Genomic DNA, 21657 nt, shown 5'->3' with positions numbered 1-21657 from the left:
TGAGGCGTGTGCAGCCGTCACATGCCCTTCAGGAGCTTGAACGCGATCAGCCACATCACGCAAGCGATGATGGTTTCGAGAATGCGCCAGGAAACCGGCCGTGAAAAGATGGGACGAAGCCACGCCGCACCATATCCCAGCGAAAAAAAGAACAGGAAGGAGCCGGTCACGGCGCCTGCGGCAAAGGCTGCCTGATGGCCGGCAAAACGGGTCGAGATCGTGCCGAGCAGGATGACCGTATCGAGATAGACATGCGGATTGAGCCAGGTGAGCGCCAGGCACATGGCCATGGTCTTGCCGAAGCTTGCCCCCGCCCCGTTTGAAACCTGCAGCGCGCCCGGGGACCACACGGCAGAATAAAGGCTTTTTGCCCCATACCAGATGAGGAATGCCGCCCCGCCATAGCGCATGACCGGATCGAGCCAGGGTATGAGGTTCACAACCTGCGCCAGGCTGGTGACGCCGACGACGATCAGGATCGCATCTGATAGAGCACAGGCAAGGCAGACGGCGAAAACATATTCATTGCGCAGCCCCTGGCGCAGGATGAAGGCATTCTGCGCGCCGATCGCCACGATCAGGCTGAGGCCGGCGGCCAGGCCGGTGAAATAGGTCGTAAAGTTCATGATATCAGAGGTTTCCGTCGCGTTGTTGAGACGCTCCGTAGACGGATCGACCACATTAAGCTAATTAATCATCCTTACGTCAATTAAGCGCAGCTTATCCATGATCGATTATCCCGCCCTTCGCGTGCTGCTTGCCGTGGTCCAGACCGGCAGTTTCGAAAAGGCCGCCGCCGTCCTGAACGTCACGCCATCGGCCGTCTCGCAGCGCATCAAGCAGCTGGAAGAGCGCCTGGGTGCCGCCCTTGTCGTGCGCGGAACGCCATGCACGGCGACGGAAAAGGGCGACTGGCTCTGCCGGCATATGGAAAATGTCGGCATGCTGGAAAGCGAGTTGCTGGAACACCTGTCTGCGCTGAGCGACCGCGACAGTCCCGAACAGCGCGTCACGCTGCAGATCGCTACCAGCGCCGACAGCCTCGGCACCTGGTTTCTGGAAGCGATGGCGGATTTCTCGAAAAGCTCGAACTATCTCCTGAACATTTCCATCGAAGATCAGGACCACACGGCCGAATGGCTGGAGCGCGGCCGCGTCATCGCCGCCGTCACAAGCATGGAAAAGCCGGTCTCTGGCTGCCGCCGCTACTCGCTCGGCGCGCTGCGCTACCACGCGACCGCAAGCCCCGAATTCGCCCGCCGCTATTTCCCTGATGGCGTCACTCCTGAAGCGCTTGCCCGCGCCCCTTCCTTCACCTTCAACCAGAAGGACCGCCTGCAGGCGCAATGGATCCGCCGCACGCTCAAGACCGACGTCAACGTGCCGACGCACTGGCTGCCGGCCACCCAGGGCTTTCTCGATGCGAGCCTGCTCGGCATGGGCTGGGGCATGAGCCCGATCCAGCTGACGAAGGACCACATCAAAGCCGGCCGCCTCGTCGAGCTTATCCCCGACACACCGCTTGATGTCGTGCTCTACTGGCAGATCAGCCGGCTCGCCGCAGACCGGCTTGCGACTTTGACGCAGAAAGTGATCGAAGTGGCAAGGCGATCGCTAGTGTGAGAGTGACGTGTGCGTACAACAGCGTCTGCTTTGCGCCAAAAGCCGCCATTCCGCCCCATGCGGTGATTAGATCACGAATTCCTCGTCGTACGTCCGTGGCTCGGGAACGACGGTAACCTCCACCGGAATGATCCAATTAGCCACGTAGCTCTCGCAGTCGGAACGCTGGTGGTCGGGCTGCACGCGCCCGGCCTGATCGGTCGCGCGGCATCGCAGTGTGTATTGCCCCACGTCTTCAGGGGTCCAGATGTACTCCCACAAGCGCCATGCAAACGGACGTTCTGTTTCGAGGAGCCTTCCCTCGCGCCAGCCCCTGCCATCTCCAGTGCAGACCTGCACCTGCCGGATAGCAGTCTCTCCGCTCCAGGCAGCTCCGAAAATCCGGTACGGTTGGCCGACGATGAGACGCGCCCCCTGTGCGGGACGCGCGATCTGCGATTTGACCTCCATCTGCGCAAGGGGGACCAGCGTGGGTTCCCCGAGGCTGCGCTCCCAACGGAAATAGTCGCGCGCCTGCCAGTAGCCAAGGAACGGTCGCTCGACAACCGTGATATCAGTGATCCACTTGACCCAGGCCATGCCGAACCAGCCACCCACGACCGCGCGTAGCGGATAGCCGTGATCGCGCGTCAACGGCTGCTCGTTCATCGAATAGGCAAGGATCGTGCTGTCGGCGATGGCCTTCTCAAGCGGCAAACTGCGCGCAAACGCGATGGGGCCGGGAGAAGCCGTTTTCTTGTTCGAGTCGACGACGCCGCTGTCGGCGCCTGTGAGCAGAACCTCACATGCGGTTCGCTTGACGCCCGCCATTTCCAAAATCTCGCGCAGAAGAACACCTGTCCACGCGGCATTGCCGACGGCTCCGTTCTGCCACTGCAACCCCTCCCTCGGCGGCTCATAGTAGACGCGCCCGTTCCCTGCGCACTCGACGACGGCAGTCAAAGTCGTGCTCCGCATCGCCTTGATGCTGTCGAGGTCAAGTTCGATCGGCCGCTCCACCGCCCCGCCAACCCGCAATCTCCAGTCTCGCGCATCGAGGTCCGGCGACGGGAAATGGTTTCGCACGAAAAACAGCTCGGTTGGGATCAGCCAATCGGAGAGCGACGCAAACGGAAACTCGATATTCTGTGGGGATTTCTGTCGAACTATTAGACTGGGTTGCTGTGGTGTCGGCATCGTCCTCGTCTCTCCTTAAGAGCACAACGTCGGCTCTCGATCGCGCGAATACCGGTTCGATCACACCGCCCCTCGCAGTGCGTCTGTCGCATTCCGCCTTCGGGCCGCATCCTAGCACATACCGTACGTTTCTCGGATCGACCTCGAACGCAGAACGGCAGACTTCGCATGCCGGAGCAGAATGCCAACAGCCGGCCCAGCCCGCCATCTATCATCAAACCGCGCTCAGCCTGAATAGCGGCAACGGACAGCGCCGCACTGGCAGCAGCCGGAATGGGACTCAGCCGTCACGCCCCCTCACCGCCCATGCGGTGGTATCGTGATCGGGGTGCTGGTTGCTGCTCTCCTTGATTGCCGCGGCCCAATCGGCGCCGTTGTTTTCGGTCGCACCGGTATTTTCTATGCCGGTGATCGTATCGAACCAGTTCACCATGTTCTCGGTGCAGGTATTGGCACGCGGCGAGAAGGCGTGCGGATCGTCAAGCGAACCGATCATCAGGTTGGTGCGACCGTTTTCGAGGTGGTGGAAAAACAAGGGCGTGCCGCAATTGGCGCAGAATCCGCGCTCGACAAGCTCCGAGCTCTTCCAGACATCAGGCTTTCCGCGTGTCCAGGTGAGTGCATCATCGGGCGCGGCGACAAGCGCGGCAAAGATGTTGCCCGAGGCTTTCTGGCACATGCGGCAATGGCAGAGATGCGAATTGTCGAGCATAGCGGTTGCGTGGTAGCGCACGGCACCGCACTGGCAGCCGCCGCTCACCTCCATCTCAATGCGTTTCATTTTTTCTCCTTCAAGGGGCGCGACAAACAAGTTCCTGGAAAGTACCTCATTCCCATAGCGAGATACCTTCTTGAGAAAGCGCGTTTTGAACGGCCGGCCTGTCTTCAAGACGGCGGGCATGTCTGGTCCACGCTGGATAGCTGCTTTGCATGTCTATGTGCATCCGATTGCCCCATCGATAGAACACCAGCAGATATGGATCGACCACGGAATAGGGGTCTCCCACGACCCAGAGACGTTCTTGCATTCTGCTTTCGATAAGCGCGAAGGCTGAAGAAAGATGCTGCTTGCCCTTGGCGATCAACGAATCATACTTGCCATCGTCGGTGAAATAGTCCGGTCGCCAAACCATTCGAACAGCGACGGCATGCACCGTGCCTGAGAGCCAGTTAAACCATTCGATCGATCGAACAATTGCTTCCGGGTCAGTACTCAAGAGCTTGGCACCAGTGTTGGTTAGCCCGAGATGGACGAGGATTGCCGGCGCTTCCGTCAGGATAAAATTGTCAGCGGTGAGGACGGGAATGCGGCCTTTCGGGTTTAGTCGGCGGAATTGATCAGTTTTAGTTTCTGGATGCCCCGGGGACATTAAAGCAAGTGAGTAGGGTTCGCCGATTTCCTCCAGTACGATGTGCGGCGCGAAAGAGCATGAACCCGGTGCGGCATGCAGAGTGTATAGCATCTGATCCTCGAATAAATGCGGTGAAAGTCCCGATGAAAGCGACAGTTTTACAGATGAATTTCGCGACGTCGTAAAAATCAGCGTTTCGCGACGAATGAGTGCGCAGAGTGCTTCACGAAGATATCACCATCAAGATAAACCGCCCAAAATACACCCACACCGCAGGCGATTCTGCGCCAGTATCCAGTTCGATTCCACATTTCAGTTGGAGGCTGGGCGCAGCTCATAAACAATGCCCTACCGAGTGCGACAACGGAGCCATCGATGACCGGGAACGCTTCTCTTCACACATTCGCCATCGGCGATATCCACGGGCGTGCCGACCTGCTGGAGGAGATGCTGTCAGGCATTGACGGCAAGGCGCGCGACGAGACGATCGACTACCGGATCGTCTTCCTCGGCGACATCATGGACCGTGGGCCGGAGAGCCGCAAAGCGATGGATCTCGTCATCCGGACGCTGCGCGACAGACCGGGCTCGAAGCTGATACGCGGCAACCATGACGCCCTCCCTCTTCAGATCCTCGACGAGACGGACCCGGCCGTTCAGGCAGATCTCGTAAACCACTGGCGGGACCTCGGAGGCAGCGAGACGATGCTGTCCTACGGCCTGCCCTATGAGGCAACCATCACCGCAGACGAGATCCGCGGCAGGTTTGGAGACGAGCGCCTGCAGTGCCTGCGCGCGGCGGAGCGCTATGTCGAACTCGACCACCACATCCTCGTCCATGCCGGCCTGAAACTCGGCATTCCCCTGGCCGAGCAGGATGCGCACACGCTGATGTGGATTCGCGGCGAATTCCTGAACGCCAGCGCCTCATTCGGCAAGATCGTCGTCCATGGGCACACGATTACCGCAAGCGAACGCGTCGAGATCTTCCCGAACCGGATTGCCATCGATACCGGCGCCTTCGCGACGAATATCCTGTCTGCGCTTCACATCAGCCCATCCGGCGATGTCGCGGTGCTGCAGGCAAYGGAAGTCCGCCCCGGTCCGTGCCGTTTTCGGGAAGGCAGGCCCCTCAAGCGGTCTCATGATGATGCGGATATGCTTTTCTAGGATTGGGCAGAGCGACAAGGACGGGGTGAACGGGATCAATTCGGCTCTCGTCTGAATGGCACCAGATTGGAGGTAGAACCCTTCGCAGGATCCCGGCCCTTCTCTTCATTCCGGCCATCGCCTTCGCCCGGTTCCGCGCGCCAATCCGCGGTGATTTCCAGCCTGTGCGGGCTTGCCAGCAACTGGTCGCTGAAATAGCGCGTCGGCGTCGTTCCGAGCATGCGGCGGAACATGGCGATGAAGGCGCTGACGCTTTCATAGCCGAGATCGCCGGCAATGACGGTCACGAGCTGCCCTGCCGCCAGGCGCTGAAGGGCGACGCCGATATGCAGCTGCTGGCGCCAGCGCAGGAAGGACATGCCCGTCTCCCGCTGGAACAGACGGCTGAGCGTCCGGTTGCTTGCTCCCACCCGCGCACCCCATTCGTCTATGGTAAAGCGCAGGCCGGGCTCGGCCACCATTGCTTCGGCGAGCCGCTGCAGCCTGCGATCGGTGGGCATCGGCAGATGGATCGGCTCGAGCGGTGCGGCCCTCAGCTCATCGAGAAGCACGCCGACCAGACGGTGCAGCCGCTCGGGCTCGATCTCGGGATTATCCGGGCGCGGCTCCAGCCGAAAGATCAGCTCGCGCAGGAAAGGCTGGACGAAGAGAATGCCGCATTCGTCCTTCAGGCCACCGGTCAGTTTCGCGTCGACATAGAGATTGCCGATCTTGATATGGCCGCAGGCACGCCCGCTATGGGAGATGCCGCCCGGGATCCACAGTGCGCAGTTCGGCGGCACCGTCCAGACACCGCCCGCCGCCCTCATCGTCAGCACGCCGCTCATCACGTAAAGCAGCTGCGCCTTGCCGTGGCGATGCGGCTCCGTCTCGCCCACGAAACTCGTCTCGGTGATGAAGCTGAAAGCCGGGCGCGACATCTCGTCGATCGCGGCGGGGTCAAACGTGTCTGGAATATCCATGCCGATCCTCATGGGCAAACTTAGCCTCTATCACAGAAGCCGGAGATCAGAGTAACCACGCATCGTCCCTGCTGCCGAGCAGGCTCCGCCCCTTGCGCTCCGCCTCTTCTTCGTTTGCCGCAAAGACGATCGCGAAACCGAAAGCCTTTCCGGCCGTGGCCGCCGCAATCTTGATCGCGGCCGACATGGGCCTGCCGCCATCGATGACGATCATGCCCCGGCAATAGGCCCTCATCCGGTCCTTGATCTTCTTGAAAAACAGCGCCCGCTCCTTGCGCTCCTCCTGCGTCTCCTCGTCGTGATCGTCAGGCGCGTGATCCGTGACCAGCACGAAAGGCCGCCGCTCCTCCAGCAGGGCCTCGATCTGGTCATTGATGGAGGTTTCCGCATCGGCATTCGTGCGGATGAAGACGACAGGCAGGCGGGAACGATCCAGAAGCACGGGCGGCGGCCTTTCGAAATGGAAGCAAGTGAGGTCAGACTATCATTCCAGACGGGAGCCGGATTTCGCGAAGCTGCCAACAAATGCCGGGGATCGGCCAAGTTTTGGGGAAGTGCGATGGGTGAAGGTTGCCGTGACGAATGAGGCCGTGGAGAGCAAGGCGCGGGGCGCGGCGACTAACAGCGTCTGCCTTGCGCCGATACCCGTCCTTCTTCAATTATCGAATGCGCACTCAGTTCATTGACTTGAACGTCTCAAAGATCAGCGCTCTCAGCCAACGATGAACGGGATCTGCATCCATCCGCGGGTGCCACGCCTGGACGATGTCGAAACTCGGCACGGCTACCGGCAGGTCAAACGTCCTGATCTGGCTTGTTGCGGCGGATTTGCGATAAGAATTCGGAATCGCGCCGATCAAATCGGATGCCGCCGCGACCGCGATCACTGCTGGAAAGCTTGGCACGATCAGTTTGACATCGCGGTAGACGCCGAGTTCGGCGAGCGCCCTGTCGACCGGACCGGCAAAATCCGCGTGCGGTGAGAAGAGTACGTGGCCCCAGGCGGCATAGCTCTCGACCGTGATCGGATCTGCATCGAAAATCGGGTGTCCTGTCCTTGCAAGACCCACATACCGGTCTTCGAAAAGGGTCTGGCAACGCAGTTCCCCGCTCTCCGTCGGCAGGACGCCGATATCCAGATCCACGGCTGCGTCTCTCAAGGATTGAACGTCCTTGTCCGATCGCGGCGCAAACCGAAGCCTTATCCCTGGTGCCGCGTTCGCCACAGCAGCGCTCAGGCGCGCGGCAAAAATAAGCACGAACGCCTCATTGGCACGGATGGTGAAATCGCGGCGCACCTCGCGGATTTCCACGGTCGACGGGGGACTGAGCACCGCTTTCACAGCTTCTTTCAACGAATGCACGTCTTCGGCAATCGCCAGGGCATGGGGCGTTGCGACCATGCCGCGCCCGGCCGGCACAAGGATCGGATCGCCGAGCGCAGCCCTCAAGCGTGACAGCGTCCGGCTCATGGCGGACGTACTGAGGCCAAGCCGACGCGCGGCGGCCGATACGCTTCTCTCGCGCAACAGCGCATCCAGAGCCACCAGGAGGTTGAGGTCGAGATCGGACATGACTCCATTTACTCACGCATGGCGTTTTATGCAACAGTCGTTTGATTTCGTTGCGTCTGGCGCTCGCATTCGGCAAGGCCTAACTAAAGCGTGTCGCGCAAAAGTGTGCAGCGGTTTTGCGATAACGACATGCGAAAACAAGAACCTAAAGCGCGACAAGCGAATCTGAAAGATCGCGACGCGCTTTAGCCGGCCATCCGATAACGATTGGGAGTTTCTCAATGTCCCTCGCCTCCACCGCATCGATTTCTCAGGATGGCCCGGCATCGCCTCGACAGTACATGGCCATCGCACTCATCCTTCTCTCAGCTGTTCTTGTCGTTCTGGACGGCGCCATTGCCAACGTTGCCTTGCCCTCGATCGCGCTCTCGCTGCACGTGGAAGCGGGCAGCACCGTATGGGTCGTCTCTGCCTATCAGCTGGCCGTGCTGGTCGCCCTTCTTCCGTGTGGCGCGCTCGGGGAAATCTATGGCGCGCGGCGGGTCTTCCTGATCGGCGTCGCGCTGTTTACCGCGGCTTCGGCTGCCTGCGCCTTCGCGGGCGACCTTTCCCTGCTGATCCTTGCCCGTTTCGCGCAGGGCCTCGGCGCGGGCGCGATCATGGCGCTTGCCATGATGAACCTGCGCTCGGCTCTGCCGCAGCACATGCTGGGTCCGATCATCGGAATCAATGCCATGGTCATCGCGATTTCTTCCGCTGCCGGTCCAGGCATTGCCGGCGCCATCCTTTCCGTCACGACCTGGCCCTGGCTCTTTGCGGTCAATATACCGCTCGGCATCATTGTGCTGCTCAGCGGCGGTCTGCTGGGCAAGATGCAGGGCACGAAGCGAAAGCTGAACACCAAGGCCTTGCTGGCCAACACGTCGATGTTCATCCTTTTCTTCTGCGGCACCGACCGGATAGCGACTGCGCCGGCAAGTGGCGCGGTCCTCATTGCCGCCTCGATAGCTTGCCTTGTGATCCTGCTACGCCTGGAACGCAACAGCGACGCCCCGATCATTCCGACGGATCTCCTGGCGGCACCTGCATTCCGCGTGGCGGTCATCGCCTCGGTATCCTGCTTCTGCGGCCAGATGCTGAGCTACATCGCGCTACCCTTTTATCTCCAGAACAGGCTGCACATGACTCCGGTTCTGGCCGGTCTCTACATGATGCCCTGGCCGGTTGCGACCGCGATCATCGCGCCATTTTCGGGACGTCTGGCAAACCGCGTCAAGACCGCATGGCTTTGCGCGACAGGCGGCGCGCTGCTGGGTGTCGGCCTCCTTGTGGCAGCTCTCTGCCCACCCGATCCGAGAGGCATTGCGTTTCTGGTCGGCACGGTGATTGCCGGCCTGGGTTTCGGCCTGTTCCAGACGCCGAACAACCGCATTCTGCTTCTCTCGGCTCCGAAAGCCAGAAGCGGCGCGGCAGGTGCCATGCAGGGCACCGCACGGCTTCTCGGCCAGACCCTGGGCGGAATCTTCATGTCGCTCATCTTCGCGACATTGCCGCTCTCTGCCGCGCTCGAATTTGCGGTCGTTCTATCGGCTGGCTGCGCGGCAATTGCCAGCCTGGTCAGCCTGAGCCGCGCCCGCTACGAACTGGCGGGACAATCTGGAGAGAGCAGTCGATGAGCATTCTGTTCGCCAGGGGCCGAAAGCATTCGTTCGTCCCTGGTCAGACCGATCCCGCAGAACGCCCGACCTCACACGCCGATAGCAGCATCCCGAACAGCCAACTCAGGCCGGCATCCATCATCGCGGCGCGCGCTGCGTAAATTGCGGCGAAGCGCCGTGAGCGGACAAGACGTTGCGACAGAAGCAGAAAGGGAGCGAGCACCCTGCCCGCCCCCATTTCCAAATTCACTTGCCTGATACCGCGTCTCTGAACTTCGCGAGATCGCCATTGAAGCGCTGCGCCTCTTCCAGGAATGGCGCATGCCCCGACTTTGGATAGATCTTGGTCTGAACGGCCGGATTGAGCTCCCGCGCCCTTGCGATGCTCGGCTCGACATTGACCAGAACGTCCTTGCCGCCATAGAGCAGGAGAACCGGCACGCGCGCCTTAGGCAAACCGGCAGAAACGGTCATCGAAGGGATGGTCCGCGTCATGATCCACGAGGCCATCGCGGCGTTTGACAGCAGCCGTTCGAACGTCGCCGTATCAGGCTTGATTTCAAAACACAGGCCCAGGAACGTTTTGACCGCATCGAGGTGCACCTTCAGCTCGTCCGAGGCCATGCCGGTATAGACATCAGGATGCGCGGTGATCAGCGCAGCATTGAGCTCGATGACGCCGTCGACATAGACGATGCCGCCAAGGCCGCCGTCTCCATAGGCGGCAAGATAGTTGGAGATAACCACGCCGCCGAGCGACCAGCCGACCAGAACGGGATTTTTCGCGCCTGTCTCCTTGAGGACGGCCGAGAGATCGTCGGCCCAGCGGCGGCCGTCATGATAGGCTTCAGCGTCTTCAGGCTTGCCCGACAGGCCGTGACCGCGCAGGTCATAGGTGATCAGCCGATACTTCTGCAGCTTGGCACTGCCCACCTGCATGTCCCAGTTCAGATGGCTGCCGAGCAGGCCGTGGATGAAAACGATCGCCGGCCCGGCGGGATCGCCTGATTCCTGAACCGCGATCTCGACGCCGTCAGGCGCCTTCACCGTGTAATTCTTCTCCGCGCCCATCGCCATGGAAGACAGGCCCATCAGCAGGACCACGACCCAAATTCCGCGCACTATTCTCACCATGCCAAAATCCTTATTTTTAGTGATCGCTACAAGCTAACGGCTTGCCTTTTGCTGTCAAGCAGTCTTTAGTGATCACTATGGATAAGGTTGTGAAAACACGCCGCAGCGGCCCGCGAACCTTCGACAGGGATCAGGCGATCGATATCGCCATGCACCTCTTCTGGAGGCATGGATATGAAGGTGTCTCGCTGAACGACCTGACGGCCGCTATCGGCGTCGCGCCCCCAAGTCTCTATGCGGCCTTCGGCAGCAAGGCGGGGCTTTACCGCGAGGCGCTCGATCGCTATTTCGGGCTGCGGGGGCCGGTATGGGATATCGGAACGACCACCACCCTTCAGGAGACGATCGAGACCCTGCTTCATAAGGCGATCGACGCCGTTACCGACCCCGCGGGAGAGCGCGGCTGCTTGATATCAAGCGGCATGGTCCAGTGCGGGCTTGATCATGCGGAGCTGGCGCGCGAGATGGCTGAGCGACGAAACACGATGCGGGAGATGATCGCGGAGACGCTCGAGCGGTGGCTGGACCAGGAACGCGCGGTTTCACTCGCCCGCTATCTTGCCGCCGTCCTGCAGGGCCTGTCCGTCCAGGCACGCGACGGCGCCTCGCGGCAGGAACTGCGGCAGGTCTCGGACGAGGTCATCGCTGGTGTGCAGGCGAGAAGCTTCAGCTAGGCGCCAGCGGCCTCATTCCTTCTCCGCATCCTTGTCGTCACCAGGCGCTTTCGGTTTGTTGGGCGAACGCAGATTGTCGAAGCCCATATAATGGTCGACGTCGGACGTGTTCCATTTGCCGCTCAGATAGATGATCGCGATGGCTGCGGCGAAGATGAGCAGGACATAGAGCGTTTCCATACCTGCGAAGTAGCGCGCAGGTATGGATCGGACAGCTTCCGGCGATATGTCGCCGCTATCAAGCCATTACCAGATCGCCGGCGGGTGCTGCGCGATAGGCTTCCCGGCCGCCGACCCAGGTACGGCGAACGGCGGGAGCAGCACCATCAGGCCAATCGACCAGCACGAGATCCGCCCGCTTGCCGACTTCGATGACGCCGCGATCAGTAAGACCGGAGGCGCGCGCCGGATTGCCTGAGACGAGCGGCCAGAGCGCATGGAGCGGTGCCACGCCATCGGCCTTGAGCCTTGCAAGGCCGAGCAGCATCGCCGGATAGTAATAGTCCGAGGCGAGAATATCGCAGAGCCCTTCGCGGATCATGTCGGCCGCGCCGATCGAGGCGAGATGGCTGCCGCCGCGCGTCGCGTTCGGCGCGCCGAAGACGATGAAGTCGCCGGCATCGCGGGCAGCCCGCGCTACCCTCCGGTTCATCGGGAATTCGCAGATCCTGGCGCCACGGAGGCGGAAGAAATCGCGCGTTTCGATCTGGCTGTCGTCATGCGACAGCATCGGTGCGCCCGCGGCCTGGCCGAGTGCTGCCACTTCCTCGATTGCATCAGGCACCTGCGGCCGGCGCTCCCACATGTTGCGCACGAGCGCCACCATGTCCGGCAGCGGGATTTTCGCCCGCTTGGCGCGTTCCGACATCTTCTCGGCGAAGGCAGGCGTTTCGGGATCCACGGTCGGGAAGGCCGGATCGAGGTCGAACGGCCGTTCCTGCAGCGGGATCGACGGATGCAGCATCACCATCGACGTGTGGTCATTGAAGGCAATAGACGGCAGGCGCGGACCGGCAAGCGCCTCGCGAATGAGGTCGATCGCCTCGAAGCAGAAGGTTTCCCAGCGCAGCTGCACGCGATTGTCCACCGTCAGCCGCGGCGTGAGCGTGTCGAGCGCACGCACGATGGCGTAACCGGTTTCGACCGAACGCAGCCCCGGCTCCCAGCTGAGCGTCAGCGCGTGATAGGCCGTGGCGATGCCGTTGGCGGCAAGCTGCCGGTCGGTTTCGAGCAGCGCAGCCGCGACCGGCAGCATGGTGCCGGGCCGCGGCATGACCTGCCGCTCGAAGGCATCACCGTGAATGTCCACGAAAGCCGGGCCGAGCAGATGGCCGCGTCCGTCGATAAGATCCGCGCCGTCACGCTGACCGTCAATATCAGTGATCCGGCCGTCTTCGATACGCACGGAGGCGGTCTCCAGACGATCGCCGAAAACCACGGTTGCGCCCTCGATAATCACTGCCGGATTGTTTTGCATGGGTCTCATTCCGAAAAAAAGAGGTGCAGCAGCCGAGTCTCTCGACAGGCTGCGCGCAGGCCGCCGCTTCTAACCAGCGGATATGACAAATTTGCGAACGTCGCTGTGCGTTTGCGCTATTTGATCGCATGCGGCAGCGCTCCTTCCTCCTCGCCTCAATCCAGGTTCCTCTTGCCCGGGTGGAAGCTGCTTTACGGATATGCCTGTGAATGGCACGCTCCATGACAAGGCGACGCTTCGGCAGTTGCTGAACCATAGTCCGGGATTCGATTCGTTTGCATTCCTGCGCGCGGATCAGAGCAAGCAGCGTTGAATTGATGGCCAAGCAGTCGGAAAAGATCGGGTCGCCGCGGCGCAGACAAGGCAAGGGCGCGCCCGCCCGGTCTGCGCGCATCTCCGGGCCGGAATTCCTGCAAGGCCGGGATCGCGACATTGCCCTGATCGACAAGATGATCGCGCGGATCGATCAGGGCGGATCGACACTCGTGATCAGTGGCGAGCCAGGGATTGGAAAATCCGCACTCCTCGAGCAGGCCAGGCATCGGGCCCGCGAGCACGATCTGACGGTCTTGAGCATGACCGGCGTTCTGGCCGAGGTTCATCTGCCCTTCGCAGCGCTCGAGCAGGCGCTCCGCCCGCTGATGAAGGAGGCCGTCAACCTGGTCCCCCGTCAGCGATCTGCATTGTTCTCCGCCTTCGGCATGCATGACGACATGGGCGCACCCGACATCTTCCTGGTGGCGCTCGCGGCACTGTCCCTTCTGACGGAAAGTGCCGCACGCAGGCCCATCCTGCTCATTGCCGACGACGCCCAGTGGCTGGACGAGGCGACCTATGAGGTGCTTGCCTTCATCTCACGCAGGTTGAGCTCGGATCCTATCGTTCTGTTCGTGGCCATGCGCGATGGCTTCGACCGCCTGTTCGACGATCCCTCCCACCTGCGGCTTCGGCTTTCGGGGCTTGACGAAGCCGACGCCGAGCACCTGCTGGACGCCCATGCGCCCGATCTTTCGGCCGACCTGCGCAGCCGCTTCCTCCAGGAGGCCGCGGGCAATCCCCTCGCCCTGCTGGAGCTGCCGCGCGACAGGCGAGCGGCTGATATCAAGGATACGACATGGCTTCCACTGACGGAACGCCTGGAACGCGCCTTCTCGTCCCGTCTGACCGATCTTCCTGCTGCAACCCGGATGCTGCTCTTCGTGGCGGCGGAAAACGACGGGACATCGCTCCACGAAATCCTGCGCGCCGGCAAAGCCGTATTGGGCGGAGAAGTGGAGGTCAGCGCTCTGACGCCGGCCATTGCCGCCAAGCTGATCGACGTTGACGAAACGGAGGTGCGGTTCCGGCATCCGCTGGTGCGCTCGGCGATGCACCAGGCAGCAGATCTGGCGACGCGGCACCGGATCCATGCCGCCCTTGCGGCGATCGTTCATGAAGAGCTGGACCGGCATTTATGGCATCGAGCGGCGGCAACGATCGGACCGGATGAAGAACTGGCGGGCGAATACGACACCATGGCGGGCCGCGCCTTGCGCAAGGGTGCCGTCGCCATGGCAATCGAGGTTCTCGAAAAGGCGGCGGCGCTGAGCAGCACGCCGAGAGCCAGGAGCGACCGTTTCCTGCGCGCCGCCGAGCTTGCCGCCGATCTCGGCCAGCCGGACCTGCTGGAGCGTCTGCTGCGTCAGGCCAATGTCAGCGAGCCGTCTGCGCATGTGCGGGCACGCCTTGCCTGGGTCCGCGAGATCAGCCAGCCCCTGACGATCAATGATCTCGGGCGAATATCCGCGCTGATCGGTTTTGCCGCCGATGCGCATGCCCATGGCGACAAGGATCTGGCACTGGGCTTGCTGTGGCGCGCGGCGCAGCGCTGCTGGTGGGGCAGTATGGGCGACACAGTGGGCGCAAACGTCCTCACTGCCGCCCGCGAACTCGACCTGCCGCCGACAAATGCTCGCCTGATTGCGATCGAAGGTTATGTCGGCACGCTGGAGCACGGATATGAAGTCCATCGGCAGCTTGCGGCCCACGCCGCGGCCGGCGTCGCAGACCCGGTGACCGCCTGGATCCTCGGCCTTGCGGGCAACACGGTCGGCGCCTACGAGTTCAGCATTATCTGGCTGACGGAGGCGAGCACCGCATTTCGTGAGCAGGGACGGCTTGGCGATCTGGCGCGCGTGCTTTTCTCGCGCAGCTGCGCAGAATCGGAAATGGGCGACTGGACGGGCGCCCTTAAAAGCTCTGGGGAGTCCGCCCGCTTCGGAGAAGAAACGGGACAGACGGTCTGGGTCGCCGCATCGGCGATCGTGCAGGCGATACTGGCCGGCAGACGTGGTTATTTCGATACAGCCGAGGCCCATGCTGCTCAGGCGGAGCGGTTCCTGCTTTCGCCCGGCACCAATTTCTGGCGCGCGCTCCTGCAGAATGCGCGCGGGATCATCGCGCTTGGCGCCGATCGGCCCGCAGAAGCTTACGAGCACCTGCACCGCATGTTGACGCCTGATGATTCAGCGTTCAACGCCAGCATGCAGTTCTATTGCCTCGCGGACTATGTTGAGGCTGCCTTGGCGTGTGGCCAGGAGGTCGCCGCGGCCGCAGCCGTCGAGGATGTCGAGCGGCGCGCGGGATCTGTGGCCGCGCCATGGGTCCGGATGGTACTTTCCTACTGCAAAGCCCTCCTTGCTCCGCCGGATCGGGCGGAAAAATGCTTCGAGGACGCTTTCCTCACGGATATCAAGACCTGGCCGTTTCGGCACGGATGCTGCCTGCTGGCTTATGGCACATGGTTGCGCCGCCAGCGCAGGAGCGTGGATGCCCGCGCACCGTTAAGGAACGCACGCGATATTTTTGATGCACTGGGCGCCGGGCCGTGGAGCGAACGGGCGCGACGGGAACTGCGCGCCGCAGGTGAAGTCAGCCGTCCGCGAGAGGGACGGATGCTTGACGAGCTGACGCCGCAAGAGCTTCAGATTGCCGAACTCGCGGCCAGCGGTCTTTCGAACAAAGAGATAGGCGCAAGACTTTATCTGTCCCATCGAACGGTGGGTTATCACCTCTACCGGATATTTCCGAAGCTCGGCATCACTGCCCGCTCGGGCCTCTCCGCCGCGCTGAACCGCGCCCGGCAACCCGCTGCCTGATCGGGGCGGCTCAGCCTAATCCATCAGACACAATCATCAGGCCCAGTCATCAGGCCAGTCATTTGACAGAAGCGGCAGCGCCTGAGAGCGGGCTACCAATGCGGCTGCGTGCAACCTTCCCGGAGAGAAAGACCGTGAAACTCTTGCCCCTACTCGCAACCCTCAGCCTCGGAGTAACCCTCATGATTCAGCCCGCTCAAGCGGCGCCCGACGCCGCTACCGACCCGCGGATCGACCCCCCGATCCGCGCCTTCCTTGCCGAGATCAACAAGGATCCAAGCCCGTTCTGGGAACTGCCGCAGCCGAAGCCCCAGGAGATCCTGACCGGGCTTCAGAACATGACGCCGGTCGACATGTCGGGCGTGACCACGACCGAGCAGACCATCACCCAGGATGGTCTGAGCGTGAAGATCTACATCATGAAGCCCGAACACATCACCGGCAAACCCGGCGTGCTGCTCTTCATTCATGGCGGCGTCTGGATCGTCGGCAATTTTGAAAACCACCAGCGCCTGCTGCGCGATCTCGTTGTTGGTTCCGGCCAGGTCGGCGTCTTCGTCGAATATACGTCCCTGCCGGAAGCGCGCTTCCCGACGCAGCTCGATCAATCCTATGCCGTGCTGAAATGGGTGGCGGCTCACGCCGGTGAATTCGGCGCGGATGGCAGCAGGATCGCGGTTGCCGGCAATTCGGTCGGCGGCAACATGACCGCGGCCCTGACGTTGATGGCTAGGGATCGCCACGGCCCGAAGATCAGCTTCCAGGCCCTTCTCATCCCCGCGACCGATGCCGGCGTCGATACGGGCTCCTATCACGAATATGGAGAGCAGCGCTTCCTGGCGCGCGCATTCATGAAATACGGCTGGGATCTCTACGCGCCCGACGCCAAGACCCGCGACAACCCTTATGTGTCGCCGCTGCGCGCCAGCATCGACCAGCTCAAGGGTCTGCCGCCGGCACTCGTCATCACTGCCGAGAACGATCCGCTGCGCGACGAGGGCGAGGCCTATGCCCGCAAACTGAAGGAAGCCGGCGTGACCGTGGCTGCGGCCCGCTACAACGGCACGATCCATGACTTCGTGCTGTTGAACGCGATCCGCAACGTGCCTTCCACGGAAGCCGCGATCGAACAGATCAACGACAATCTGCGCCGCTATCTCGAACCCGCGACGCATTGATTGATGCGGCGACGCGGCGGCCATCAGCGCGCCGCGTCGCTGGCTGCGGAACTGTTTTAGATAACGCTGTGTCCACACGGGTACCGGTAGTTTCGTCAGATCCCGCGTGCTATTGGGCGTTAGCCGTAGGAGTTCCCGACATTGCTCTCACTTGAGACCGTCATCACGTTTGCAGCCGCAGCAACTATTTTATGCTGGGTACCAGGTCCCGATAATTTGTTCGTGTTGATGCAATCGGCGATTTATGGTCGAGGCGTCGGACTGTCGGTAACTGCAGGACTGTGCGCAGGCCTTGTCTTTCATACGGTCGCCGTGTCCTTGGGTGTCGCGGCAATATTCCAGACGTCGCAATTTGCCTTCGATGCATTGAAGTTCATCGGTGCCGGTTATCTTGTTTACCTAGCCTACAAGGCCTTCCGGGCAGTGCCGGACGAACTCGAAGCTGGAACCGCGAAAGTGAAGCCGATGTGGCAAATGATGGCACGCGGCGTCGTCATGAATGTCACGAACCCGAAAGTCGCGATTTTCTTCCTCGCATTTCTGCCCCAGTTCACCTCCGCCGCCAACGGCAGCATCGTTTTTCAGATGCTCCAGCTTGGTGGCATCTTCATCATCTGCGCCTTCACGTCTTTCGCCGTCATCTCGCTGCTTGCCGGATCGATAAGCACCTGGTTGAAGCGCTCTGACAGAAGCCAGGTCATTCTGAACCGCGTTGCCGGCCTCGTATTCGTCGGGCTGGCCGCGAAGCTCGCAACAGCTCATCGTTAAAGCAGCCGGCTTTGATCGTTTACGCGAAAGCGTAGTCGGCCCTTGTACTGCTATCGCTGATGCCGCTCCGGGGCTCCGATTGAGGCCACGGTCCGCCAGTAGCCAAGACTAGACCAAGGGAACCTTAAAAAACAGCTTCTGCTGCTCGGGCCTGTCTGAGGGATGGGGCGCGCGTCGCACCAGCTTCCCGCCAACTCGCTCAATGACGGCCCGGGAAATGACGTTCTCTTCATTGCAGAGAATATCGATCTCACTCAACCCCCGGAATTTTGCGAACCGGAGCAGAGCATCGAGCGCGGCTGTGGCATAGCCCCGGCCCTGTTTCCAGGGCACCACCGAATATCCGACATGTCCCGGGATGCTGTCGGGGACTGTCCAGGTAACGGGTAGATAGCGCAGGTCGATCTTGCCGCAGAACTCCCCATCCCAAATCCAGAACGTGTGATTGGTGAGCGCCATGGCCGTATCGCTGATCTGCGGTTCGGCCGAAGCATCTCGCCCCGTCAGCTTGTCGAGATATGCTGAGGGATCATTGCGAAGGTCCCGAAGTTCGGCTTCGATGAAGCCAGCATCTCCAATGCGCCGCGGGTCCGGCGACCAGCCTTTCGCCAGCGCCGCTTCATAGCCCGAGAGCTTCTCAAGGTCAGGTATGACCAGGATTGGGCGTCCGTCCAACATCCAAATTCCAACCAACTCGAATAGACCTGCCAGATCGCAGCCGCGGTTCAGCCGATACCACCCGTCCAGTCAGGAGCCGTCAATAGAGCGACTTCCTGTAGGCGTCTTCGAGTGCGTCATCTATCTTGCGCATTTCGATATCGTCGGTCGGAGCGCCGGTCGTCTGATCCAGGATTATCTTTGAAAGCGAGGGCATTTCGCTGCGATCCTGAAAGTGCTCCGGATCCCATAGATGAGAGCGCCTGAATGCCTTGGCGCAATGCAGGAAGACCTCGCCCACCTTGACCAATATAGCGAGCTTGGGCACGCGTTCGCCGACACTCATGTCTTTGAGGATCTCAGGGTCGGTCACGAGCCTGGCTTGGCCATTCACGCGAAGCGTATCGTCAAATCCCGGAATGATGAAGAGCAGTCCAACGCTCGGATTGCTCAGAATATTGGCCAGCGTATCGAGGCGATTGTTGCCCGGTCGGTCCGGGATCGCCAACGTGTGCGGATCGAGGATCTTCACAAAGCCGACCGGGTCGCCGCGAGGGCTGACATCGGCTTTGCCATCCTGGTTCTGGGTGCCGATGCACAGGAATGGCGATCGCCTGATAAACTCCTGTGCGTGCCTGTCGAGCGCGCCCATACACTTCTGAGCAGCCAGTGCATGCGTCGGTTGAAACAACTCTCGAAGAGCCTGTTCGTCCCTCACGACAAATTTTGGATCGACACTGAACGCCTTCATTCCATTTTCCCTCCCGCAGCCCCCGTCGGACGGATCGCGTCCCACACCATGATGTACGTACCTCAGATTGGAGACGCTCGTCAAGCCGCGGCATCATGGGGAGCGACGTGGCTCATCAATGCAGGCATCTACCCTGCTCTCAGTCCCGTCTCTCAGTGATCGAGTGGGCGATTTCAACTCTCGCCCTCTCCGGTTAGGCACAATCCTGACGATAGCGCTTCCGGCGAGCTGCAGAACCCGCTTGCCGTTCCGCCATGGTGACGGAGGCAAAAGTTACCAAAGCCCTAACATATTGATTTATAAAACTGTCGCATTTGAAACTGTTGTTGCCGCCCGGCAACAACCGTCGCTTTTGGCCTAGCGTGTGTCGCTTTGTAATCGGCTGAACGCTTGCGAGACAGGCCGAAGCAGCGCAGAAAAAACATCCTTTAAGCGTATTTATATTAGAAACAACTTGTCGAGGGCGACATGGGCGGCGGCGCTGCGGGCACAGCAACTATCGGAAAACAAAATCTCCTTGCCGGCGTTAGCGTCGCGGCTTTGGCCATTGCCTGCTGTCTGCCGACTCCTGTGTCAGCGGGGGAATACACGGCCACCACCAGAGGGGAGCTGGACGATCAGATCAGAGCCGCGAATGCCGATGGCGCCGCAAGTTCTATCATCAGGCTGACCGGCAACGTAGGCGTCGCGGCCCCGCCAAGCCTCGCTGCAGCAACCAAGTCGGTCACGATCGATACTCAGGGCTTTGTTCTCTCGGGCGCGGATGGTGCCGGCGCGGCGGCCGGCACCTCGATAACCCTGCAGGGGAACGGCGGTGGAACCTATACATTGATGGGGACTTTCAAGGGCGGCAACGCGAATGCGGGCGCCGCCGGCCAGGGCTTGCGACTAACGTTTGGGGCAGCGGCAACCAACAACGGCGTGATCCAGGGAGGAAACAGCGTGAGTGGCGCTGGCGGGGCCGGTCTCGAGCTCGGAGGACCCGGCGCCGCGCCTAGTTTGGTCAACACGGGAACGATCCGCGGCGGAAGCGGATCTGTCGGTGGCTCCGGGATTTTCTACCGCGCGGGCACCCTTACCAACACGGGTACAATCGAGGGCGGAACGGGCGCGGCCGCCATCCTCGGCAACGTAGCCAGCGCAAATCTCTCCATCATCAATAGCGGCACAATCCGGGGCGGAGCGGGCCAGACAAATGCTATCACGCACTTAGTTGCGGCGACGACGGGCACACTCAAGCTTGAGCTCCGGGCCGGGTCGGTGATCGAAGGTAACGTCGTTGCTGGTGTCACGCCCACCACTGACACGCTGCGCCTCGGCGGCTCCGGCACAGACAGTTTCAACGTCTCGCAGATCGGTGCGGCCGCGCAATACCAGAACTTCGACATCTTCGAGAAGACCGGAACCGGCACCTGGCTGCTGACGGGCATCGCCACCACCGCGACGGACTGGACGATCTATGACGGAACGCTGCTGATCGGCGACCACAGCGCCGCTTCGAGCGTCATCGGCGATATCACCAACTTCGGCACGCTCGGCGGCAGCGGCACCATTTTCGGCGACGTGACGAACTCGGGCACGGTCTCCCCCGGCAATTCGATCGGCACGCTGACGATATCGGGCAACTATATCGGCAATGGCGGCACGCTTTTTATCGAAAGCGTGCTCGGCGGCGATGCCTCGCCGACCGACCGCCTCGTCGTCACCGGCAACACCTCGGGCACGACCAGCGTCAAGGTCACCAATCTCGGCGGCGGTGGGGCGCAAACCGCCGAGGGTATCAAGATCGTCGATGTCGGCGGCACCTCCGCCGGGAGTTTTTCGCTGCTCGGCGACTATGTTTTTCACGGAGATCAGGCCGTTGTCGGCGGTGCATACGCCTATCGGCTCTACCAGAACGGCATCGCGACCCCGGCTGATGGCGACTGGTATCTTCGCTCGGCACTGCTCAATCCGGCCGCGCCTGGCGCATCCGCAGCGCCACACTATCAACCCGGCGTTCCGCTTTACGAAGCCTATCCGCAACTCCTGCTCGCCCTCAACGGACTTTCCACGCTGCAGCAGCGCATCGGCGACCGCACCTGGCCGGGCGACGGCAAGGCGGCGCCGACGAGCGGTCCTGACAATATCTGGCTGCGCACCGAGGGGACCCATGCCGGCCTTGAGCCGGATAAAAGCACGAGCGGCACCACCTATGACTACGATCTGTTCAAGCTGGAGGGAGGTCTGGATGCGGAGCTCTACCAGAACCGAAGCGGCCGGCTGATCGGCGGCCTGACCGTCCATTACGGTACGGTTTCCGGCGATATCGGCTCGGTCTACGGCGATGGCAACATCGACACCAGAGGCTATGGCGTCGGCGCGACGCTCACGTGGTATGGCGAGAACGGCACCTATGTCGACGCGCAGAGCCAGGCCACCTGGTA

The 21657-nt window shown here is 61.5% G+C and carries 20 protein-coding genes; 8 read left to right on the top strand and 12 right to left on the bottom strand.

Going from position 1 to position 21657, the window contains the following annotated elements:
- Window positions 1-17 precede the first annotated feature (17 nt).
- Window positions 18-626 (bottom strand): LysE/ArgO family amino acid transporter, encoded by a 609-nt coding sequence (locus AC1DM5_RS34565; RefSeq protein ID WP_477824097.1) that lies wholly within the window; start codon window positions 624-626, stop codon window positions 18-20.
- Between the two features lie 100 nt (window positions 627-726).
- Between AC1DM5_RS34565 and AC1DM5_RS34560 the strand changes: the two genes are divergently transcribed.
- Window positions 727-1623, top strand: a complete 897-nt coding sequence (locus AC1DM5_RS34560; RefSeq protein ID WP_477824096.1) for a LysR family transcriptional regulator ArgP — start codon at window positions 727-729, stop codon at window positions 1621-1623.
- A gap of 66 nt (window positions 1624-1689) precedes the next feature.
- On the opposite strand, the gene AC1DM5_RS34555 is transcribed toward AC1DM5_RS34560, so the two are convergent.
- The 3 genes from AC1DM5_RS34555 to AC1DM5_RS34545 all read right to left on the bottom strand — a co-directional run bounded on the left by AC1DM5_RS34555 (window position 1690) and on the right by AC1DM5_RS34545 (window position 4262).
- Window positions 1690-2799, bottom strand: a complete 1110-nt coding sequence (locus AC1DM5_RS34555; RefSeq protein WP_477824095.1) for a sulfite oxidase — start codon at window positions 2797-2799, stop codon at window positions 1690-1692.
- A 280-nt stretch (window positions 2800-3079) separates the two neighbouring features.
- Window positions 3080-3580 (bottom strand): GFA family protein, encoded by a 501-nt coding sequence (locus tag AC1DM5_RS34550; protein ID WP_477824094.1) that lies wholly within the window; start codon window positions 3578-3580, stop codon window positions 3080-3082.
- 46 nt (window positions 3581-3626) lie between these two features.
- Window positions 3627-4262: a glutathione S-transferase family protein gene (locus tag AC1DM5_RS34545; RefSeq protein WP_477824093.1), complete on the bottom strand. Its 636-nt coding sequence runs from the start codon at window positions 4260-4262 to the stop codon at window positions 3627-3629.
- A gap of 264 nt (window positions 4263-4526) precedes the next feature.
- On the opposite strand from AC1DM5_RS34545, the gene AC1DM5_RS34540 reads away from it, so the two are divergent.
- Window positions 4527-5321, top strand: coding sequence for a metallophosphoesterase (locus AC1DM5_RS34540; RefSeq protein WP_477976782.1), 795 nt, complete (start codon window positions 4527-4529; stop codon window positions 5319-5321).
- Between the two features lie 35 nt (window positions 5322-5356).
- Here AC1DM5_RS34540 and AC1DM5_RS34535 read toward each other — a convergent pair whose 3' ends face one another.
- The 3 genes from AC1DM5_RS34535 to AC1DM5_RS34525 all read right to left on the bottom strand — a co-directional run bounded on the left by AC1DM5_RS34535 (window position 5357) and on the right by AC1DM5_RS34525 (window position 7857).
- On the bottom strand, window positions 5357-6283 hold the full coding sequence (locus tag AC1DM5_RS34535; protein WP_477824091.1) for an AraC family transcriptional regulator: 927 nt from the start codon (window positions 6281-6283) through the stop codon (window positions 5357-5359).
- A gap of 46 nt (window positions 6284-6329) precedes the next feature.
- Window positions 6330-6725 carry a hypothetical protein gene (locus AC1DM5_RS34530; RefSeq protein WP_477824090.1) on the bottom strand — a complete coding sequence of 132 codons (396 nt, stop codon included), beginning with the start codon at window positions 6723-6725 and terminating at the stop codon, window positions 6330-6332.
- A 232-nt stretch (window positions 6726-6957) separates the two neighbouring features.
- The gene (locus AC1DM5_RS34525) at window positions 6958-7857 is read right to left on the bottom strand and encodes a LysR family transcriptional regulator (protein ID WP_477824089.1); all 900 of its coding nucleotides are present in this window, start codon (window positions 7855-7857) and stop codon (window positions 6958-6960) included.
- Between the two features lie 281 nt (window positions 7858-8138).
- Here AC1DM5_RS34525 and AC1DM5_RS34520 point away from each other — a divergent pair, with 281 nt between their 5' ends.
- Window positions 8139-9473: an MFS transporter gene (locus AC1DM5_RS34520; protein WP_477824101.1), complete on the top strand. Its 1335-nt coding sequence runs from the start codon at window positions 8139-8141 to the stop codon at window positions 9471-9473.
- A 228-nt stretch (window positions 9474-9701) separates the two neighbouring features.
- Here the strand turns inward: AC1DM5_RS34520 and AC1DM5_RS34515 are convergent, their stop codons facing one another.
- Window positions 9702-10589 (bottom strand): alpha/beta fold hydrolase, encoded by an 888-nt coding sequence (locus AC1DM5_RS34515; RefSeq protein WP_477824088.1) that lies wholly within the window; start codon window positions 10587-10589, stop codon window positions 9702-9704.
- 77 nt (window positions 10590-10666) lie between these two features.
- Between AC1DM5_RS34515 and AC1DM5_RS34510 the strand changes: the two genes are divergently transcribed.
- Window positions 10667-11263 carry a TetR/AcrR family transcriptional regulator gene (locus tag AC1DM5_RS34510; RefSeq protein WP_477824087.1) on the top strand — a complete coding sequence of 199 codons (597 nt, stop codon included), beginning with the start codon at window positions 10667-10669 and terminating at the stop codon, window positions 11261-11263.
- A 12-nt stretch (window positions 11264-11275) separates the two neighbouring features.
- Here the strand turns inward: AC1DM5_RS34510 and AC1DM5_RS34505 are convergent, their stop codons facing one another.
- Both AC1DM5_RS34505 and AC1DM5_RS34500 read right to left on the bottom strand, forming a co-directional pair.
- Entirely contained in the window at window positions 11276-11443 is a 168-nt protein-coding gene (locus AC1DM5_RS34505) for a hypothetical protein (RefSeq protein WP_477824086.1), read from the bottom strand.
- Between the two features lie 58 nt (window positions 11444-11501).
- On the bottom strand, window positions 11502-12740 hold the full coding sequence (locus AC1DM5_RS34500; RefSeq protein ID WP_477824085.1) for an alpha-D-ribose 1-methylphosphonate 5-triphosphate diphosphatase: 1239 nt from the start codon (window positions 12738-12740) through the stop codon (window positions 11502-11504).
- Window positions 12741-13057: 317 nt separating this feature from the next.
- Between AC1DM5_RS34500 and AC1DM5_RS34495 the strand changes: the two genes are divergently transcribed.
- The 3 genes from AC1DM5_RS34495 (at window position 13058) to AC1DM5_RS34485 (ending at window position 17823) form a co-directional block, all read left to right on the top strand.
- A complete protein-coding gene (locus tag AC1DM5_RS34495) occupies window positions 13058-15877 on the top strand; it encodes an ATP-binding protein (protein WP_477824084.1) in 2820 nt (939 codons plus the stop codon).
- A 182-nt stretch (window positions 15878-16059) separates the two neighbouring features.
- Window positions 16060-17055 (top strand): alpha/beta hydrolase, encoded by a 996-nt coding sequence (locus AC1DM5_RS34490; protein WP_477824083.1) that lies wholly within the window; start codon window positions 16060-16062, stop codon window positions 17053-17055.
- A gap of 141 nt (window positions 17056-17196) precedes the next feature.
- Window positions 17197-17823 carry a LysE family translocator gene (locus AC1DM5_RS34485; RefSeq protein ID WP_477824082.1) on the top strand — a complete coding sequence of 209 codons (627 nt, stop codon included), beginning with the start codon at window positions 17197-17199 and terminating at the stop codon, window positions 17821-17823.
- Window positions 17824-17931: 108 nt separating this feature from the next.
- Here the strand turns inward: AC1DM5_RS34485 and AC1DM5_RS34480 are convergent, their stop codons facing one another.
- Together AC1DM5_RS34480 and AC1DM5_RS34475 are read right to left on the bottom strand one after the other, a co-directional pair.
- Complete coding sequence (locus tag AC1DM5_RS34480; RefSeq protein ID WP_477824081.1) at window positions 17932-18501, bottom strand: GNAT family N-acetyltransferase; 570 nt, start codon at window positions 18499-18501, stop codon at window positions 17932-17934.
- Window positions 18502-18580: 79 nt separating this feature from the next.
- Entirely contained in the window at window positions 18581-19231 is a 651-nt protein-coding gene (locus AC1DM5_RS34475; RefSeq protein ID WP_477824080.1) for a pyridoxamine 5'-phosphate oxidase family protein, read from the bottom strand.
- Window positions 19232-19801: 570 nt separating this feature from the next.
- On the opposite strand from AC1DM5_RS34475, the gene AC1DM5_RS34470 reads away from it, so the two are divergent.
- A partial coding sequence (locus AC1DM5_RS34470; RefSeq protein ID WP_477976780.1) for an autotransporter family protein occupies window positions 19802-21657 on the top strand: 1856 nt, incomplete at its 3' end.

It is taken from the genome of Rhizobium sp. 01T437, assembly GCF_056398505.1.
The sequence above is the reverse complement of the archived record's forward strand: the minus strand, read 5'-3'. Positions and strand labels throughout refer to the sequence as shown.

Excerpts from the sequence above, each read along its gene's own strand:
- AC1DM5_RS34565 (WP_477824097.1), bottom strand. The coding sequence starts at position 626 with ATGAACTTTACGACCTATTTCACCGGCCTGGCCGCCGGCCTCAGCCTG.
- AC1DM5_RS34560 (WP_477824096.1), top strand. The coding sequence starts at position 727 with ATGATCGATTATCCCGCCCTTCGCGTGCTGCTTGCCGTGGTCCAGACC.
- AC1DM5_RS34555 (WP_477824095.1), bottom strand. The coding sequence starts at position 2,799 with ATGCCGACACCACAGCAACCCAGTCTAATAGTTCGACAGAAATCCCCA.
- AC1DM5_RS34550 (WP_477824094.1), bottom strand. The coding sequence starts at position 3,580 with ATGAAACGCATTGAGATGGAGGTGAGCGGCGGCTGCCAGTGCGGTGCC.
- AC1DM5_RS34545 (WP_477824093.1), bottom strand. The coding sequence starts at position 4,262 with ATGCTATACACTCTGCATGCCGCACCGGGTTCATGCTCTTTCGCGCCG.
- AC1DM5_RS34535 (WP_477824091.1), bottom strand. The coding sequence starts at position 6,283 with ATGGATATTCCAGACACGTTTGACCCCGCCGCGATCGACGAGATGTCG.
- AC1DM5_RS34525 (WP_477824089.1), bottom strand. The coding sequence starts at position 7,857 with ATGTCCGATCTCGACCTCAACCTCCTGGTGGCTCTGGATGCGCTGTTG.
- AC1DM5_RS34520 (WP_477824101.1), top strand. The coding sequence starts at position 8,139 with ATGGCCATCGCACTCATCCTTCTCTCAGCTGTTCTTGTCGTTCTGGAC.
- AC1DM5_RS34515 (WP_477824088.1), bottom strand. The coding sequence starts at position 10,589 with ATGGTGAGAATAGTGCGCGGAATTTGGGTCGTGGTCCTGCTGATGGGC.
- AC1DM5_RS34510 (WP_477824087.1), top strand. The coding sequence starts at position 10,667 with ATGGATAAGGTTGTGAAAACACGCCGCAGCGGCCCGCGAACCTTCGAC.
- AC1DM5_RS34505 (WP_477824086.1), bottom strand. The coding sequence starts at position 11,443 with ATGGAAACGCTCTATGTCCTGCTCATCTTCGCCGCAGCCATCGCGATC.
- AC1DM5_RS34500 (WP_477824085.1), bottom strand. The coding sequence starts at position 12,740 with ATGCAAAACAATCCGGCAGTGATTATCGAGGGCGCAACCGTGGTTTTC.
- AC1DM5_RS34495 (WP_477824084.1), top strand. The coding sequence starts at position 13,058 with ATGGCCAAGCAGTCGGAAAAGATCGGGTCGCCGCGGCGCAGACAAGGC.
- AC1DM5_RS34490 (WP_477824083.1), top strand. The coding sequence starts at position 16,060 with ATGATTCAGCCCGCTCAAGCGGCGCCCGACGCCGCTACCGACCCGCGG.
- AC1DM5_RS34480 (WP_477824081.1), bottom strand. The coding sequence starts at position 18,501 with ATGTTGGACGGACGCCCAATCCTGGTCATACCTGACCTTGAGAAGCTC.
- AC1DM5_RS34475 (WP_477824080.1), bottom strand. The coding sequence starts at position 19,231 with ATGAAGGCGTTCAGTGTCGATCCAAAATTTGTCGTGAGGGACGAACAG.